Annotated in this window: 9 protein-coding genes; 5 read left to right on the top strand and 4 right to left on the bottom strand. The window is 73.1% G+C overall.

What is annotated here, in order from left to right; all coding sequences use genetic code 11:
- Positions 1–4: 4 nt before the first annotated feature.
- From GGE06_RS08290 to GGE06_RS08275, 4 genes are all read right to left on the bottom strand, one after another.
- On the bottom strand, positions 5–967 hold the full coding sequence (locus tag GGE06_RS08290) for an amino acid ABC transporter permease (protein WP_184930412.1): 963 nt from the start codon (positions 965–967) through the stop codon (positions 5–7).
- Positions 968–969: 2 nt separating this feature from the next.
- Positions 970–1,917 (bottom strand): ABC transporter substrate-binding protein, encoded by a 948-nt coding sequence (locus tag GGE06_RS08285; RefSeq protein WP_184930411.1) that lies wholly within the window; start codon positions 1,915–1,917, stop codon positions 970–972.
- A gap of 118 nt (positions 1,918–2,035) precedes the next feature.
- Positions 2,036–2,509, bottom strand: coding sequence for a MarR family winged helix-turn-helix transcriptional regulator (locus GGE06_RS08280; RefSeq protein WP_116157144.1), 474 nt, complete (start codon positions 2,507–2,509; stop codon positions 2,036–2,038).
- The gene (locus GGE06_RS08275; protein ID WP_184930410.1) at positions 2,502–3,257 is read right to left on the bottom strand and encodes an alpha/beta fold hydrolase; all 756 of its coding nucleotides are present in this window, start codon (positions 3,255–3,257) and stop codon (positions 2,502–2,504) included. Before GGE06_RS08275 ends, GGE06_RS08280 begins: the two co-directional genes overlap by 8 nt.
- Before the next feature lie 634 nt (positions 3,258–3,891).
- Here GGE06_RS08275 and GGE06_RS08270 point away from each other — a divergent pair.
- The 5 genes from GGE06_RS08270 to GGE06_RS08250 all read left to right on the top strand — a co-directional run bounded on the left by GGE06_RS08270 (position 3,892) and on the right by GGE06_RS08250 (position 16,984).
- Positions 3,892–4,773, top strand: a complete 882-nt coding sequence (locus GGE06_RS08270; RefSeq protein ID WP_184930409.1) for a hypothetical protein — start codon at positions 3,892–3,894, stop codon at positions 4,771–4,773.
- Positions 4,774–4,809: 36 nt separating this feature from the next.
- Positions 4,810–5,883, top strand: a complete 1,074-nt coding sequence (locus GGE06_RS08265; protein ID WP_221517894.1) for a ferritin-like domain-containing protein — start codon at positions 4,810–4,812, stop codon at positions 5,881–5,883.
- 231 nt (positions 5,884–6,114) lie between these two features.
- Positions 6,115–8,781 (top strand): DUF6603 domain-containing protein, encoded by a 2,667-nt coding sequence (locus GGE06_RS08260; RefSeq protein ID WP_184930408.1) that lies wholly within the window; start codon positions 6,115–6,117, stop codon positions 8,779–8,781.
- Positions 8,778–12,323, top strand: a complete 3,546-nt coding sequence (locus GGE06_RS08255; protein ID WP_184930407.1) for a hypothetical protein — start codon at positions 8,778–8,780, stop codon at positions 12,321–12,323. The genes GGE06_RS08260 and GGE06_RS08255 overlap by 4 nt, the downstream gene beginning before the upstream one ends.
- A gap of 14 nt (positions 12,324–12,337) precedes the next feature.
- A complete protein-coding gene (locus GGE06_RS08250) occupies positions 12,338–16,984 on the top strand; it encodes a hypothetical protein (protein WP_184930406.1) in 4,647 nt (1,548 codons plus the stop codon).
- Position 16,985: the final 1 nt, after the last annotated feature.

Below are 16,985 nucleotides of genomic sequence, written 5' to 3'. Positions count from 1 at the left end.
GCGTTCAACGGCCCTCCTCCTTGTGTGTGCGGCCGAGCAGGGCGGTGAGGGGTCCGGCGCACAGGCGTCGCAGGGGGGAGATCTCGGCGCCGCGGGCCGTGCCGCGCCCGTAGCGGCGTTCGAGCCACGCCTGCGGGACGCTCAGGGCGCTGACCAGAGCCAGGTACCAGAGCGACGCCACCACGAGCATCGGGATGACCTGGTAGTTCTGCCCGTACACGTCCTGGATGTTGGACATCAGGTCGTGTGCCGCGATCACCGACACGAGGGCGGTCATCTTGAGCATGTTGATCGTCTCGTTGCCCAGCGGCGGGATGATCACCCGCATCGCCTGGGGCAGCACGATCCGCCGCATGGTGAGTGCCGGGCGCATGCCGAGCGAGTGGGCCGCCTCGGTCTGCCCCGGGTCGACGGACCGGATCCCGGCGCGGACGATCTCGGAGGTGTACGCGGCCTCGTTCAGGCCGAGCGCGAGCAGGGCCGCGACGGACGGGGTGAGCAGGGCGTTGGTGTCGGCCTGGAAGAAGGTGACGCCGGTGAACGGGACGCCGATCATCACGTGGTGGTAGAGGGCACCTGCGTAGCCCCAGAAGATGATCTGTACGAGCAGCGGGGTGCCGCGGAAGACCCAGACGAACAGCGACGAGAGGCCGTACAGGACCGGGTTGTCCGAGAGCCGCATGACGGCTACGAGGGTGCCGAGGGCGAGACCGACGGTCATCGCGGCGGCGGTCAGCCACAGGGTGGTGACCAGGCCGTCGAAGATGAGCCCGGCGAAAAGGTAGTGGCCGACGACGTCCCAGTGGAGGTTGCCGTTCTTCGCGAGCGAGCCGATGAGGCCGGCCAGCGCGGCGACGGCGCCCACCGCGGAGAGCCGGCGACCCCAGTGGTGGACGGGGACGATCTCGAACGTGTCGGGTGCGAGGGGCGCGCCGGTGTGCGGTGCGCCGACGTGGGTGGTGGTCATCTCTAGTCCACCGCCGCGTTCTTGGTGGCTTCCTTCACGGCGATGGAGGCGACGCCGTACTTGTCGCAGATCTTGGTGAGGGTGCCGTCGTCGATCAGCGCCTGGAGCGCCCGCCTGATCGCCTCGGTCAGTTGCGGGAGCTGTCTGCTGACCGCGATGCCGTTGGGCGAGGCACGGTAGCCGGCCGGCGCCTCGGGGTCCTCGGCCAGGTCGAAGGCCTTGCCGCCGTCGGCGGTCTTGGCCGACCAGCCGGCGGCGGGTTTGGTGACGACCTCCGCGATCACCTTGCCGGAGCGCAGGGCGAGTTGGGCGTCGGAGTCCTTGGGGAAGGTCTGGATGTCGGCCGGCTTCCGGCCGGCGGCCCGGCATGCGGCCTGGTGGGCCGTGAGCAGCTTGTACTGGTTGGTGGCCGCCTGGACGCCGACCTTCCGGCCGCAGAGGTCGTCCAGCGTGCTGATCTTCGCCGGGTTGCCCTCGGCCACCAGGATGCCCGAGCCGGAGCGCGAGTAGTCGACGAAGTCGACGACCTTCTGCCGCTCCTTGTTGTCGGTCAGGGCGGACATCGCGGCGTCGAACCTGCCGGCCTGGAGGGCGGGCACGATGCCGTCGAACTTCGTCGGGGTGAAGGCGAACCTGACGCCGAGCTTCGCGCCCAGGGCCTGGCCGAGGTCGTAGTCCAGGCCGGTCAGGTCGCTCTTCCCCTCGGTGACGAACATCGCGAGCGGGGGGTAGGGGACGTCCGTGGCCACGCGCACGGTGCCCGCCTTCTTGATCTGCTCGGGCAGGGCCTCGTGGAGGGCCGCGTCCCGCGTGACCGTGACCCCGGCGACCTCGCCCCCGGCCGCGGGCTCACCACCGCCGGCACCGCTCGCGCCGCAGCCGGAGACCACCGCCAGAGCCGTGCAGGCCAGCACGGCTGTCGCCCCGCGGCGGGGCGCAGAGATGTACATCAACGTCGTTCCCTCTCGGACGTCCGAAGCGAGCGGAATCAGCTCCGCCGACGTTCCAGAAGTTACACATCAATGTTCAGTATGGCTAGATGTAATGCCTGTTACGTACGGGCAGGTGTCATGCACGCTCCGGGCCGTCGAGGTCGAGGCGCTTGTTGAGGGCCTTGCCCGAGGGCAGCGCGTCGATGAAGTTGTGCAGGAAGGTGAGCATCGCGTCGGTGTCCAGGCCCTCACAGGCGGCGTCCATCGAGGCGTAGAGGAGCTCTTCGATCTCGGCGACCGCGGTGGCCAGGCGCCGCCCCTCGGGGGTGAGGCTGAGCTGGAGGTAACGACGGTCCTCGGCGTCGGTGCGGCGTTCGACCAGTCCGGCCGCGACGACGCGTTCGACCAGCCGGCTGGGGTTGGTGCCGCTCTCGCACACCAGGAGCCGCCCGAGTCCGTTGAGGCTCAAGGTGCCGTGCTGCTGGAGCAGACGCAGCACCTCGGCCTGCGACGGGGTGATGCCGTGGGGCTTGAGGGCCTGGATCAGCAGCCGGTTGCCTTCGCGCTGGGCCGCCAGGATCGCGAACCGCAGGTGTTCGGCCTTACGCATCGGCGCCCTGGCGGGTGGCCGGCAGGGCGGCGAGGAAGTCGTCGACCGCGGCGGCGTAGGTGACCGGGTGGGAGAAGCGGAACATGCGGCCGGTGCGCGGCAGCACGACCTCCCGGGCGTCGGGGATGCCCGCGAGCATGGTCTTGGAGGCGTCCTCGCCGATCAGCACGTCGTGCGAGGGGGTCAGGATCAGGGTCGGGACCTGGACCCGGCCGAGCACGTCGACGTAGTCGGCGGTGAGGGCGGCCCGCACGCGGGCGTCGAAGGAGGCGGCCGGGGTGTTGGCGAGGAACAGCTCGCGGCTGCGCGGCTCACTCCAGGACACCTGCCCCTCGCCGTCGAACGGGGAGGCGAGACGGTGGGCGTGGGCCCGCAGCGTCAGCTGCCGGTAGAACGGGCCGCGGGCCTTGCCGATCGCCCGCATCAGGGCCTTCCACGACTTCGAGTCGACCGGGTTGGCCGCGAATCCGCCGGACACGACCAGGGCGCGCAGGCCCTGCGGGCGGCGGGTGGCGAGCGCGAGCGCGACGTTCGCGCCGAACGAGTCGCCGACCAGCACGAAGTCGTCCAGGTCCGCGATCGCGCTTTCGACGTGGTCGGCGTAGCGCTCGATGTCGTTGACGCCTTCGGACAGGCGCAGCGTGCGCGTGGGCGCCGCGCCGTAGGGGGCGAGCTGCTCGGCGCTCCAGGGGGCGCCGGAGAGGCAGGAGATGAAGACGAGGGTCGGATTCTTCTCCGAAGTTTTCATATCGGACACGTTACACAACACATATGTCGTGACATAAGTTACCTGGGTCACACGCATGGTCACCTCATGCGCACGTTCGCCTCGGGCGGCGCGGTGTCCGACATCGACCAGGGCACCGGCGAAAGGCGAAGAGGGCGCGAGATCACCTGCCCAAGTCACCCCGGCTCCACGGTTCCTGACGCCCGGACTTACTCCGCCGCCGAGTTCCCTGTGCAGCAGGACGCGGAACGTGTCGTAGCGCCGGGCGGCCCTGTCCGGACCAGAGGGCGCCGGCGAGGACGGAAACCGGCCGACGCGCCCGTGCACGCCAACGAAGGCCGGCAGGCGTTGCGCGTTTCCGCGCAGGTCGACCGGCGCGGCGTCGTACTCGAGACGGAGCTGTCCGAGCAGCCGCAAGCGGGCGCCCACGGACGGGAGGGAGGCGGAAGGGAACGGAGACGACATCATCTGCGGCTTCCGCCGGAATACGCGCGTGGGGCGGTTTCGAAGGCCGCAGTCGCTCTCAATAGTACGTCTCGCAACCACATTTGGCGCGCTGGGGACGTCTCCACGGGTGGCGCGAGCGGGGCTCCCGGGTGCACGCTGAAAGAGGGGATGCTGACGGCCGCACGCCCGCACGTAGGAGGCGAGAGCAATGGCCGAGAACATCATGAAAAGTCAACAGAACGACCTCAGTTCACTCATGGAGCGGGCGTCGAAACGCGACTCCACCGTCCCCTTCGACGGCTACAGCCGCGATGACGGGAACATCCCGGGAAACATCCTGATCGTCGAATCCAGCGACTGCGTCTATTCCTTCGCCAAGTCCGACATCATGGACCGGGAGACCCTCGGCGAGGACCGGATCAGGGTGTACGTGCGGCAGGGTGCCACGGCGTTCCGCCTGGGCCGGATGCGCGCCGGTGAATCGCAGGACGCCTTCATGGTCGCCATGGAGGACATCGCACCGCCGACGAGCCCCGGAATGCCGGGAGAGCCGAAGCCGGCGGGCGGGCCGGTCGGGCTCGCGAACGCCGAGGCGATGGAGCACCTGGCCCCTCCGTCGGCAGCGGACATGCCGGGCGCGCCGCGCTACGCGGAAGCGGACACGGGACAGGCGCAGGCACAGACGGCCCAGCCCCGCGTGCTCGCCCCGCCCCTCTCCAGCGTCGGAAGCTACTGGACGAACAGCTGCATCGCGGGCGACACCTTCGCGAACAACTGCGCCCACTTCCTCTCGGACGCCTTCATCCGCGCCGGGTACACGGAACTCTCCGCCCCGAACCCGTACATCAACGCCCGGTGCTACACCTACGCCCGCCGGCCCATCAGAGCACGGGACATGTGGGCCTGGTTCGCGTCGAAGGCGGTTCGCACGAGCTCCACACCGACTCCGTACACAGGATGGTGGGCCGTCTTCCAGCTCGACGAGAGCGTGTACTGGGGCGGCCACGTGGCGCTCTTCGACTCCAACTCGTGGACGTATTACGGCACGGGCTGGCACGGCGCGTGGCGCCAGTACATGTACCAGTGGTGAACGCGTTCCGGCACCAGCCGCGTCCGGAAGGAGACCATGGTGAACGCGCTTCTGTACGCCCCGAACAATCGCATCGTCGAACTGATGAAGCAGCCCGCGCAGCTGCGTGACGTGGACTGGATGCAGGAGGCGGCGCAGCAGGCGGTCCTGCTGGAACTCGCCACGCTCCCGCCGTACCTCTGCGGCCTGTGGTCGATCGACACCTCGACCGGGGACGGTTCCGTCTTCGACACCCTGCGCGAGATCGTCTTCGACGAGATGTCGCACCTGGGTCTGGCGTGCAACCTGCTCACCACGATCGGCGGGACTCCCGTGCTCGCCGACGAGACGGTGGTGCCGAGGTACCCGGGCCCGCTTCCCGGCGGTGTGCGGCCCGAACTCTCCGTCTTCCTCAGCGGACTGACGAAGGATGCGGTGGACATGTACTCCCGCATCGAGGAACCGGACCATCCGCTCGTACGGGCCGTGGCGGAGCACACGTCGATCGGGGCCTTCTACACCGCACTCCTGGACGCGTTCCGCGCGCATCCGGAGCGGATCACCGGCACCCGGCAGCTGACCATGCTCATGCCCCAGCACGGTGAGGGGAACGACGTCGTGCCCCTCGACACGCTCGCCGCCGTCGAGTCGGCCATCGATGTGATCAAGGAACAGGGTGAGGGCACGTCGGCCTCGCCTGACAACCCGCACCCGGGGGAGGCGGGAGAACGCGCCCACTACTACGCCTTCCGGGAGATCTTCCACGAGCGCAAGCTGCAGAAGAACCCGGACACCGGGAAGTTCGAGTTCACGGGAGCGCCCATCCCGATGCCCGATGCCAAGCGCATGACGGTGGTTCCCGAAGGGGGCTGGCCCCGGACGGGACCCTCCGCACCGGACGCCGAGACGATCCAGACCCTCGACGAGTCCAACCAGGCCTTCAGCGACCTGCTGCGCGCGCTGGAGAAGCCGTGGCGGGCGGGCGACGCGAGCCAGGCGGAGGAGCTGCTGTCCGCCGCGGTGGGGCAGATGTTCTTCCTGCAGGACCCCGCGCAACGGCTGATGGACCGGCCGATCCCCGGCGCCGGCGGCAAGACCTACGGTCCGGAGTTCCGGTACGTGGCTCCCTGACGGCACCGGGGCGCGCCTCCACGGGCCGTCCACGCGCCCCCGCCGGGCGGGTGAAAAGGGGACCGGTTCGGCGCCCGGGGGTGGTTCGCAACCGCGCCCCGCGCGGTGACCGGGGTTAGCGTCGGACGCGTTCCGATCCCCCATCCGCCCGGCAGGGGGCCCCTTGGTGCGTCCGCGGGCGGAGAACGGCGACGATCCGATGAACGTCCACCTCCCCTCACGGACCCGCTGATGGCAGCCGCCCCCCTGCCGCAGCTGGCGACCGACGTCCGCGACGGGCTGATCCTCCTGCTCCCGGACCTCCCGGGGCTTCCCGACACCGCCCGTCCGAAGCGCCTGGCGCAGGCGCTCGGACTGCCCTCCGACGCGCTCACCCCGGAGGCTCTGCTCACGCGGCTCGCACTGCCGAACGCAGCGGCGCCGGGGGATCTGTGGCCGGTCCTCGTCGACCTGCTGCGGACGGCGGTACGCGGCGCGACGCGGGCGACGCCGAACTGGTCGCTGGTGATCGAGAACGTCCTCCGCGCCGGCCCCACCGAGGTGGAGCCGCTCGGCACCACGCTTCCTCCGGTGCTGAACCTCACGTTCAGGCTGAGTGACACCCTCGGTCTGGTGCCGGGGCTCTCCGTGCGGGACGGCATCGGCCTCGTGCTCGCCCTGCCCACCCTCGCGCCCGAGAACTCCACCCTCGCGTTCCGGGCCGACGGCCTGGAGCTCGCGCTCGCGGACCACGAGCTGCTGAAGCTCCTCGCCCCCGACGGCCTCTCCCTCAAGGGGAGTCTGGGCGTCCGCCTCGACGGCAAGGGGCTGCGGCTCGACGGCGGCAGCAACGGCAAGGGCATCGCCCTGCCCCTGGACCGGGCCCCCGCCGGGCTGCGCGCGCCCTCGCTGTACGTGGCCTCGCACGACGGCGGGCTCCAGCTCATCACCTCCTTCCGTGCCTCGCTGCTCGGTGTCGCGGACGCGGCGGTCGACGGGGTGGGGCTCGAGATCCGTCCGACGGCCGGCGGGTACACGCCGTCGATCGTGCCGCCGAAGGGGCTCGGACTCAGCCTGGCCCTCGGCCCGGCGAAGGGCGGCGGATTCCTCGGCGAGCAGGACGGGCAGTACCGCGGGGCGCTCTCGCTGAGCCTGGGCCCCGTCGAGGTCAAGGCGTTCGGGATCCTGCAGCCCCGCCCGCCGTCGGTGCTCGTGGCGCTGAGCGCCGAGTTCACCCCGGCGATCGAACTGGGCCTCGCGTTCACGCTCAACGCCGTCGGCGGTCTGGTCGGCGTCGGCCGCGCGCTCGACCGGGCGGGCCTGGCCGCGGCCGTGCAGTCCGGCCACCTGGACGACCTGCTCTTCCCCGCGGACGCCGCCGCGGCGGCGCCGCGCATCCTGACCACGCTGGGGGCGGTCTTCCCCGCGCGGGCCGGGAGCACGGTCGTCGGGCCGATGTTCCGGGTCGGCTGGGGCCGTCCGGTCTCGTTCGTCACGGCCGATGTCGGCGTGGTGCTCGAACTGCCCAGCGGGGTGGTGGGCCTCCTCGGCCGGCTGCGGATCGCGCTGCCCGCCCCGCAGGCGCCGGTGATCGACCTGCGGGCCTCGGTCGCGGGCGTCGTCGACGCCGCCGACGGCCTGGTCGAGATCAACGCGAACCTCGCCGGATCACGGCTGCTCACCGCCCCGGTGGAGGGCGGCCTCGCCCTGCGGGCCAAGTCGGGTCAGGACGCGACGTTCATCCTCAGCGCCGGTGGCTTCCATCCCCGCTACACCCCTCCCGCGGGCTTCCCCACGCCGAAGCGCCTGACGATCCCGATCGCGGACAGCCCGTTCCTGAAGGTCGTGTTCTCCGGCTACTTCGCCCTCACCCCCGGCACCGTCCAGGCGGGCGCGGAGTTGTCCGCCGTCATCGGGACGAGCGGCACCGGCGTGTCCGGGCGGCTCTCCTTCGACGCGCTGGTGCGCTGGGAGCCGAGCTTCGGCGTGATGCTCGACCTCAGCGGCTCGTTCGCGCTGCGCGTCGCCGGGGAGACCCTGTGCTCCGTCGGGCTGCGCGTCCACGTGGACGGTCCGACGCCGTGCTGGCACGTCGCCGGACGCGCCAGCGTGTCCTTCTTCTTCTTCGACGTCAGCTTCCCCTTCGACGAGCACTGGAACTGCACCGGCCAGGTGGTCGCCCCGACGCCCCCGGACGTCTGCCGGGCCCTGGAACAGGCCCTGGACGATCCCCGCAGCTGGGAGCCGGTCCTGCCGGACGGCGTGCGCACGATGGTCTCGCTGCGCGCCGACGGCGTGGCCGCCGGCCGCCTGCTGCATCCGCTGGGGCGGGTGCGGTTCAGCCAGCGCACGGTGCCGCTGGGGATCGAGGTGGTCCGGTTCGGTCCCGGCCGGCTGCCCAAGGCGACCGCGTTCGACGTGGCCGTCACGTTCCCCACCGGGGTCGGGACCTCGCAGCCGGTCACGGAGGACTTCGCGCGGGCCGACTTCTTCGACCTCACGGACGATCAGAAGCTGACCCAGCCGGCCTTCGAGCGGTTCCGCTCCGGCGCCGAGCTGACCCCGCCGCCCACCGCGGGCAGCGCCACCCGGACGACGGTGCCGGTCGAGTACGAGACCAAGTGGCTGGGTGGCACGGCCCCCGCCCCTCCCTGGCTGATCAGCGACGCGGCCCTCGAGACCGCCCTCGCCCACGGTGCCGTCGGCCGCAGCCTCGTCCACGAGCTGAGCACCCGTTACACCACGCCGCCGCGACAGCCGGTGCTGAAGGAGCGCATGTACGCGCTCGCGAGCCGCGACACGCTCAAGACGCAGACCGGCTTCCTGAGCACGTTCACCGAAGCCGCAGCCAAGCTGGGGGACACCGCGGGCGGGCCCGGGCTTCTCCAGATCGTGCCCGCGTACGAGGTGAGGCCATGACCGTGTACACCTTCGCGTCCTGGGACCGGGCCGGCGCCGCCGCCTGTCTCACCGACGCCGACGACCTGTCCCGTACCACTCCCGTACGGGGGTCGCTCGCGGCCACCGCGTCCGTGAACGGCCGTCCCGGCCGGCCGGTCCCGATGCCCGCGCTCCAGCTGTACGGCCCCGGGGACGTCCGGGCGATCGACCCCAAGGAGATCGTGCGGGTCTTCCCGCTGCCCGGCACACCGGACGCGGAGCCGACCCGGTTCCCGCTGGTGGAGTTCGAACGCACCGAGCTGCCCTGGCTGTTCACCCCGCTGCGAGCCGGCGCGACGGGCGAACTGCGCCCCTGGCTGACCCTCGTCTGCGTACCCGGCTCGGCGGGCCGCCCGCAACGCGAACCCGGTGTGCCGCTGCCGGTCCTCCGGGTCCCGGGCAGCGAGCTGCCCGATCCGAGCACCCTGCACCTGTGGGCGCACGCCCAGACCCTCCCCGGCCACGAGACCGACCCGCGGCGGTCGGTCTCCCGGCTCCTCGCACCCCGCCGCCTCGAACCGCACACCACGTACACCGCCTGCCTCGTCCCCTCCTTCCTCGCCGGAAAGCTCGCCGGACTCGGCAAGGCCGCCGACGGCGCGAGTCTCGCCCCCGCGTGGGAGTCCGACGCGACCGTCCGGTGCGAACTGCCCGTCTACTTCTCCTGGGTGTTCTCGACCGGCGAGGCCGGCGACTTCGAGACCCTCGCGGCGCGTCTCCAGGCCCACCCGCTCCCCCCGCACGCCGGCCGCCGGCCGCTCGACGTCAGCCGCCCCGGTCTGTTCGCGAACGGCCCCGGACCGGTCGTCCAGGAGGTGGAGAGCGCCTTGCGTCCCCCGGGCGACCGGCCCCGGGACCCGTGGCCCACCGGCGCCCAGAGCGCACAGTGGCAGCAGCGGCTCGCGAAGGCGCTGGTCCCGGTCTCCGACGGCAGCGGCGATGAGGACCCCGACGTCCTGCCCCCGCTGTACGGAGGCTTCCACGCCCTGCGCAAGAGCGCCGACCCGGCCTCGGCGGGCTGGCTCGACACCCTCAACCTGGACCCGCGGTGGCGGGTCCCGGCGGGCCTGGGCGCCCGGGCCGTGCAGGCCGACCAGGAGGCCCTCATGGCCTCCGCGTGGCGCCAGCTGGTGGACGTCCAGGCGGCCAACCGGTTCCTCGACCTGGCCCGGTTCGCCCGGCTGGTCTCCGGCCGGCTGCACCTGCGGCACGTGAAGCCGCTCTCCGCCGACGAGGTGCTGCGCCTCGCGACCCCCCTGCAGAGCCGGATCCCCCTGACGGCGAACACCACCCTGTGGTCGTCGGTCCGGGCGAGCCTCCTGCCGAACGCCATGGCCACCACGGTGTTCCACCGCACGGTGCGCCCCATGGGCGTCCTCAGCCGGCGGGTGGGCCTGATCGCCGGGCGGGCGGCGGACGCACCGGAGCCGCCGCCGTTCTCGACGGTGCTGACCTCGGTCGCCTCCTCCCCCACCGGGCTCGCCGTGGCCCGCCGCGACCCGGACGGCACGGTGGCTTTCTCCGTCGCGCCCGAGCAGGTCGTCGGCGCGGAGCGGCTCGACGCCGTACGGAAGGTGTTCGCGCCCGAGGACGGGGCGGCTGACGCCTGGCAGAAGGTGGCGGCCGACGCGCTCGCACGCTCCCGGCAGCGCGCCGTCACCACCGCGGAGCTGGCCGCCAAGGCGCCGCTCGCCGCTTCCGGACTCAACCGTTCCTTCCGGCTCGGCGCACTGCCCGAGGTGGAGGCCCCCGAGGACTTCCTGGCCAGGACGAGGGTCGACCCGCACGGCGATCTGGTCTTCCCCACCGAACGGACCGGACCGGCCGGACTCGACCTGTTCACCGGCGCGGTGGACACCGGGACGGCACCGGGAGGGTTCACCGGCTCCTGGACCGGGCCGTGGGACACCGTGAACGCCGGCAAGGGCGAGCCGGCCGGCGGCTGGCGGGGCACCTGCTCGGGCACCTTGCGGATGGGCCCCGACCGGTCGGGCACCTGGCAGGGTGCCTTCCACGGCAGCTGGAGCAACAACACGGGCGCCGGCGGCACGGACCCCACCTGGCTCGCCCTCTACACCGGCACCTGGGAGTCCGGTGGGGAGCGCGGGGTCTGGCGCGGGGTGTGCACCGGGACCTGGGACTCCTGGAACTCCTCCTCCGACGGCGTCTTCACCGGGACCTGGAGCTCCGAGTCCCACCACGGCACCTTCCGGGGCACGTGTCCGGGCGACTGGGACTGGGACGCCGCCGGCGGCTACACCGGCGAGTGGAGCGCGGACTGCTACGGCGAGCTCCGTCTCCTGGGCGAGGGCTCCGGCGCACCGCAGGATCCCTGGGACCCGGAGGCCCTCAAGGGGCTCGTCGACCGCTGGCAGTCCACCGGCACGCTGCCCCTGGACGTCTTCACCGGCGGCGGTCTGCTCGCCGGGCAGCAGGACCGGCTGCCCGCACCCGCCGTGCTCGGCGCCAGTCCGGAGAACCTCAAGGACATGGTCGTCTCGGCGCACGACCGGGTCCTCGGCCCGTCGGACGCCCCGCCGATCCCGCACCGGGACCCCTTCCCGACCGGCACCTCGCAGAACGGCATCGTGGCGCTGACGGACCCGTCGGTGACGGTGCCCGCCGTGGTGGCCTCCCGGGTGGAGCGGCCCGAGGGCACCGACCCGGAGGCCCCGGTGCAGTGGGCGCCCGTGTTCCAGGACGCCATGTGGCCGCCGCTGTCCAGGCAGTCCGACGAGTGGCTCTTCGGCGGCCTCGAACACGTCCCCGCCGACTCGGCGGTCCTCGCGCTCACCAACGCGCCCTTCGTGGCCTCCTACATGGTCGGCCTCAACCACGAGTTCGCCCGCGAGCTGCGCTGGCGCGAGTACCCCACCGACCAGCGCGGCACGTACTTCGCCTCGTTCTGGGGGTACGGGAAGGACCTGCCGGAGCTGCACACCTGGCAGCGCGACCTCCCGCTGGGCGCGCACCTGACCGCCCCGCCCGACCGGGTGGTCCTGCTGCTGCGCAGCGCCCTGCTGCGCCGCTACCCCGGCGCGATCATCTACGCGGCTCCGCTGCACGGCACGGAACCCGACGAGGCACACGCCCGGCATCCCCTGTTCCGCGGCGGTCTGGACCCCGACACCACCATGGTGGGCTTCGACGTCACCGAAACCGAACTCAGGGCCTCGCCCTGGTGCTTCGTGATCGCCGAGCAGCCGACCGAGCCACGGTTCGGGCTCGACGACCCCGACCCCGACGCGCTCACCACCCCGCCGCCCGCCGGCGCCTGGGGCGGCCCGTACAACCCGCCGAACACTCCCGGCGAGGCGGACGACTGGAACGAGCTGAAATGGAGTCACCTCTTCGACTCCAAGGACGCCTACCTCGCCGCGACGTACGCGCCGGGAACCCTGCGGCCCAACGTCTCGTACGGCGGCCTGGTCTGGGGCAGGAGCGCGGCCGGAACGGCCCGCCAGTGCTTCCAGCAGCCCGTCAGGGTCATCCTGCCCGCCGAACGGCTCCTGGCCCCCTGAGGAGAGAACACCCGATGAGAGATCTCGGCGCACTGCGCCAGGACGTGGCCGAGGCCGAGGAGCACCGCGCCCTGCTCGGCGCCGGGGCCACCGACGCCAAACGCAAGGCCGCTTTCGCCCGCCTCGGCAGGGCCCGGCGCGCGGTCGACGAGGAGCTGCGCACCCGCACCGGCGACGGTTTCGCCCCGCTGCTGCGCCAGGTGGATCCCGAGGTGCCGCTGATGCTCCTGCCGGTACGGCTCGAGACGCGGTTGCGCCTGGACGGTCCGGGACCCGACGAACTGCTCGTCCGCATCTTCCCCGACGACATCCACGTCGAGTCGCACGAGCCGCACCCGACCGACGGTGAGGTCCAGCAGGCCCGGCGGTACTGGCGGACCGTGTGGCGGGCGGGCCGCGCCGACGACGCGGACCGGGACCGTGAGCGGCTGCTGCTCGCCGCCTGGGGCCAACTGACGGGGGCGGTCGGCGCACCGCGGGCCCGGTGGCTGGTCCGGCTCATGAAGCCGGTGTCGGACACCCGGCCGCCGACGCCGGTGCCCGACGGCGAGGCGGTGCCGGAACCGCAGTGGCCCGAGGTGCCCGTCCGGGGCCGCGGCTGGAACCGGGCGGCGACCGTCTCGACGCTGCCGGACATGTTCGTCGTACGGGCCTACCAGGGCGACCGCCTGGTCGCCGAGGAGCCCGGCGAGGCGATCCCCGATGTCGTGCACGTCGGCCCCGACCCGGACGCCGAGCCCGCACCCGGCGGACCGCACCTCGATCCGGCGCTGCTCTGGCTGAAGCAGTACGACACGGCGAAGCAGAACGGGCTCGCCGTCACCCTGGCCCTGCGCCCCGAGAACGGGTACGAGCCGGACCGGGAGCCGCTGCTGACCCGCGTGGTCGTGTTCGGCGTGTCGGCCTCGCTCGACCCCGAGGCGGCCGCGGCTCGCGTCGCCGGCCTGCTGTCCGGCCGGGACGGGGACGGCGAGGCGGCGTTCGTGCCGCAGGGCATGCCGACCAACAACCTTCCCGAGACCGAGGTCCCGCCGCCCGCGCCGCCGGACGTCGACCGGCTGCTCGGCGCCATGCCGACCGCCCCGGCCGACGCCTGGGACAACGGCACCCGTACCGCGGCCGCCCTCGGCCTGCCGCCGGGCGGCCTCGACGCGCTGCCCGGTGCCGACGATCCGGAGCAGGCCGACGCGCGCAGCCTGCAACTCGCCCTGTGGAGCGCCACCGGGGACTTCTTCCTCGACGAGCTGATGGATCAGGACAGGGGAGGCGGGCAGCTCGACGTCGACCGGGAGTGGCTGCGCCGCCATCACTACGAGAACGTACGGGCCAGGGGCCCGCTGCCGGTCCTGCGGGTCGGCAGGCAGCCGTACGGGCTGCTGCCCGTCACCGCGACCGCGCGCTGGCGGGCCGACGTCCCGGAGCACGAGCCGTCCGGACTCGCGGGGCTGCACCGCGTCCTGGGCGTCCTGCGCCCGTTCTGGGAGGTGGGTGTCGGCACGCTGCCCCGTATCGGCGGACCCGACCAACCCGGAGAGACGCTCCCCGTGCCCAAGCCCGAACGGGACGTGCTGCGGGCCCTCGGCATGGCGCCCGTATCCGCGACGGTGCAGGTGCGGTCCGTCCAGGGCGGCATGCTCGCCTGCTTCGGGGACCTCGGCCTCGGCATCCTCGGCTCCGGCTTCAGCACCGGGGAGCAATGCATGGAGAGCACGCCGGAGGACCGGCAGTCCCGGGCCCTCAACGAGGCCCTGGGCATCCACTACCGGCCGCGCATCACCTACCAGATCAACGGCCGGGCCACCCGGCTCTGGCTGCCGTACGCACAGCCGTACCTGTCCGACGGCACGGATCCGGTGCAGGCGCTCTCCGGCTTCCTCGACAGCGTCGTCGAACGCTTCGAACTGCGCAGCCTGATCGTCGGCAAGCAGGAGGCGCGCACCCTCCTGGAGGCGCTGCTGCGGCACAGCGCCAACCTGGAGTACGGGCGCGCCGCCGCCGGGGCGAAGGACCCGCTGGTGTTCCGGCCCCGGCTGCCCTTCGCCGATGTGCTGCTCAACCCCGACACGGCCTTTCAGACGATCAGTTCCGCCGGGCTGAAGGCGAGGACCTTCACCCTGGGCAAGATCATGCAGTCGCCCGCCGGGGGCGTCGGCGGGACGTCCGGGAACGACACCCCGACCGACCGGGGTCCGACGGTGTTCCAGGCCATCGTCGACGCCCGTCTGTCCCTCGCCGGTCAGATCTCGGACGCGGCGCTCAACCGCAGGGGCGTCTTCCTGACGCTGGGCACCGAACGCCCGTGGAGCGTGCGGCTCGCGGAGATGGACTCCGCCCTCCAGTACCTCGCCGGGCGGGTGAAGGAGTGGGACAGGCGCGGGGACGCCTTCGGGCCGGTCGAACGGCTCCTCGGCGAGTCCCTCGACCTCGTGTCGCACCGGCTGGACGCGTGGATCACCTCCCTCGCCACCGCCCGGCTCCACGCCCTGCGGAAGCGACGCCCGGCCGGTGTGCAGCTGGGCGCGTACGGATGGGTGGAGAACCTGTCGCGGCACCCGGGCAAGCGCAGCCGGGGATGGGTGCTCGCGCCCTCGATCCCGCAGGCGGCGACCGCGGCCATCCTGCGCAGCGGCGCCCTCTCGCACCCGAGCGACCCCGGGGCCTTCGCCGTCGACCTGTCCTCCCGCCGGATGCGCGTGGCGATGACGGTCGTCGACGGGATGGCCCAGGGCCAGCCGCTGGGCGCGCTGCTCGGCTACCGGCTCGAACGGCGCCTGCACGACGAACGCGAGCGCGCCGACGCGCCGCCCATGGAGCTGGACCGGTTCATCGCGCCGCTGCGTGCCAAGTGGTCGGTGCAGACCGCGCAGCACCCGGGTGCGGGGGCGCAGGAGTTCATCGGCCCCCACGACGTGACGGACGGGGCGCGGCTCGCCGAGGTGCCGGTGCAGCAGGTCGTCGACTACCTCAGGACGCAGGCGGGGACCACGGAGATGTCCCCCGACGAAGAGGCCGTCGTACGGCGGCACCTGGAGGCCCTGCGCGACGATCTCGACGCGGTGGCGGACCTCCTCCTGGCCGAGGGCGTCCATCAACTGGCCAACGGCAACCCCGACCGGGCGGCCGCCACGATGGAGTCCCTCGCGGCGGGCGGGCAGCCGCCGCCCCGGCCGCAGGTGCTCGACACCCCGCGGCGGGGCGTCCCGCTGGGCCACCGGGTCCTCGTCGTCGTACCGGAGGGGACCGCCCGGGCGGCCGGGTGGGACGGTGCGCAGCAGGTCGCACGGCCCCGCGCGCTGGCCGAACCGCGGCTCGACGCGTGGGCCGGGCACCAGTGGGGGCCGACGGGCCGGATCCGGCTGCGGGCCGCCTGGGTACGGCCGGGCCAGGACCCCGGGGCCGGGTCGGCCACGGTCACCGAGCACGCCTGGCCGCTCGCGCGGTACTGCGCCCTGGACGTGGTGGCGCTCGCCGCGGCGGGCCGGCTGCGGGCGGTGCTGGAACAGGCGTTGACCGGCGAGCGGCCGGCGAACGTGCCCGACGACGCCCTGCCGGTCCTGCGCACCGGCAGGGCCTCGGCCTGGGCCCGTACCACCGTGGGCATCACCCAGGTCGAGGCGCTGGGCGCGGCGGTGGCCTCGGTGCTCGCCTCCGGCAGGGCGGGCACGGCCGCCGATCTGGCCGCGGCCCACAACCCCCCGCAGGCCGCCGCCGACCAGGAGCTGACGGACCGGGCGGACACCGCGCGCGGCGGCCTCCGGGCGGCGCTCGCGGCCAAGGACCTGGAGGCGCTCGCCGCCTACGGGGTGACCGGCCCGCCGTCGGGCTCCGCCGCGGAGCTCGACGACCAGCTGGCCGGCGCCCTCCGCAAGGGGCAGGAACGGCTCGACCGGGCCGACGAGGAGGCGAAACGGAAGGACCCGGGGGCCGCGGCCGCCGTCCTGGAGGCGGTGTTCGGCGCCGGGTTCCGGGCCGTGGGCCTCGTCCAGGCACCGGAGGCCGGCGTGCTGGACGCCTCGTTCGGGTCCGGCCTCGACCGGGGCGGCGACGACCGTCTCGTCCCGGGCGACTGGGTGGAGCAGATGGGCACGGTCCGGCCCGGCACCGGCGCCCTGGCGGACCTGCTGCTGCACGCCCAGGCCGCCGGGACGGGGGCCGGTCAGGCCCTGCGGATCGGACAGGTCCCGTTCACGAAGGGCGACCGCTGGGTCGGCGCGCGCAGGACGCCCGAGGACGAGAGGAAACCGGCGACGGGCCTGGTGGTGCACGGGCCCGCCCAGCCGTTCGCGACGCACCGGGCGGCCGTCCTCGTGGTCGACGAGTGGTCGGAGCTGATCCCCGCTCAGCGGCACACGGCGGGCGCCACCTTCCACTACGACGCGCCGGGGGCGCGGGCTCCGCAGGCCGTGCTGCTCGCCGTACCACCCGAGGTGGGGGCGGCCTGGACGCCCGACGTCCTGACCGCCACCGTCGGCGAGGCGCTCGACCTGGCCAAGCTGCGGCTCGTCGACCTCGACGCGCTGGGCTGGCTGGGGCGCTACCTGCCCGCGGCCTATCTGCCCGACACGGCGCTGCCCTCGGCCCCCTCCGTGAACATGAAGGACCTCATGAAGCGGGCCGAGCTCGAGTCCCTCGTCACCCTGCTGACCGACAAGGAGTCCTGAC

This window comes from Streptomyces nymphaeiformis (assembly GCF_014203895.1).
Classification (GTDB): domain Bacteria; phylum Actinomycetota; class Actinomycetes; order Streptomycetales; family Streptomycetaceae; genus Streptomyces; species Streptomyces nymphaeiformis.
Note: the sequence above shows the minus strand (reverse complement) of the source record. Positions and strands in the feature narration are given on the sequence as shown.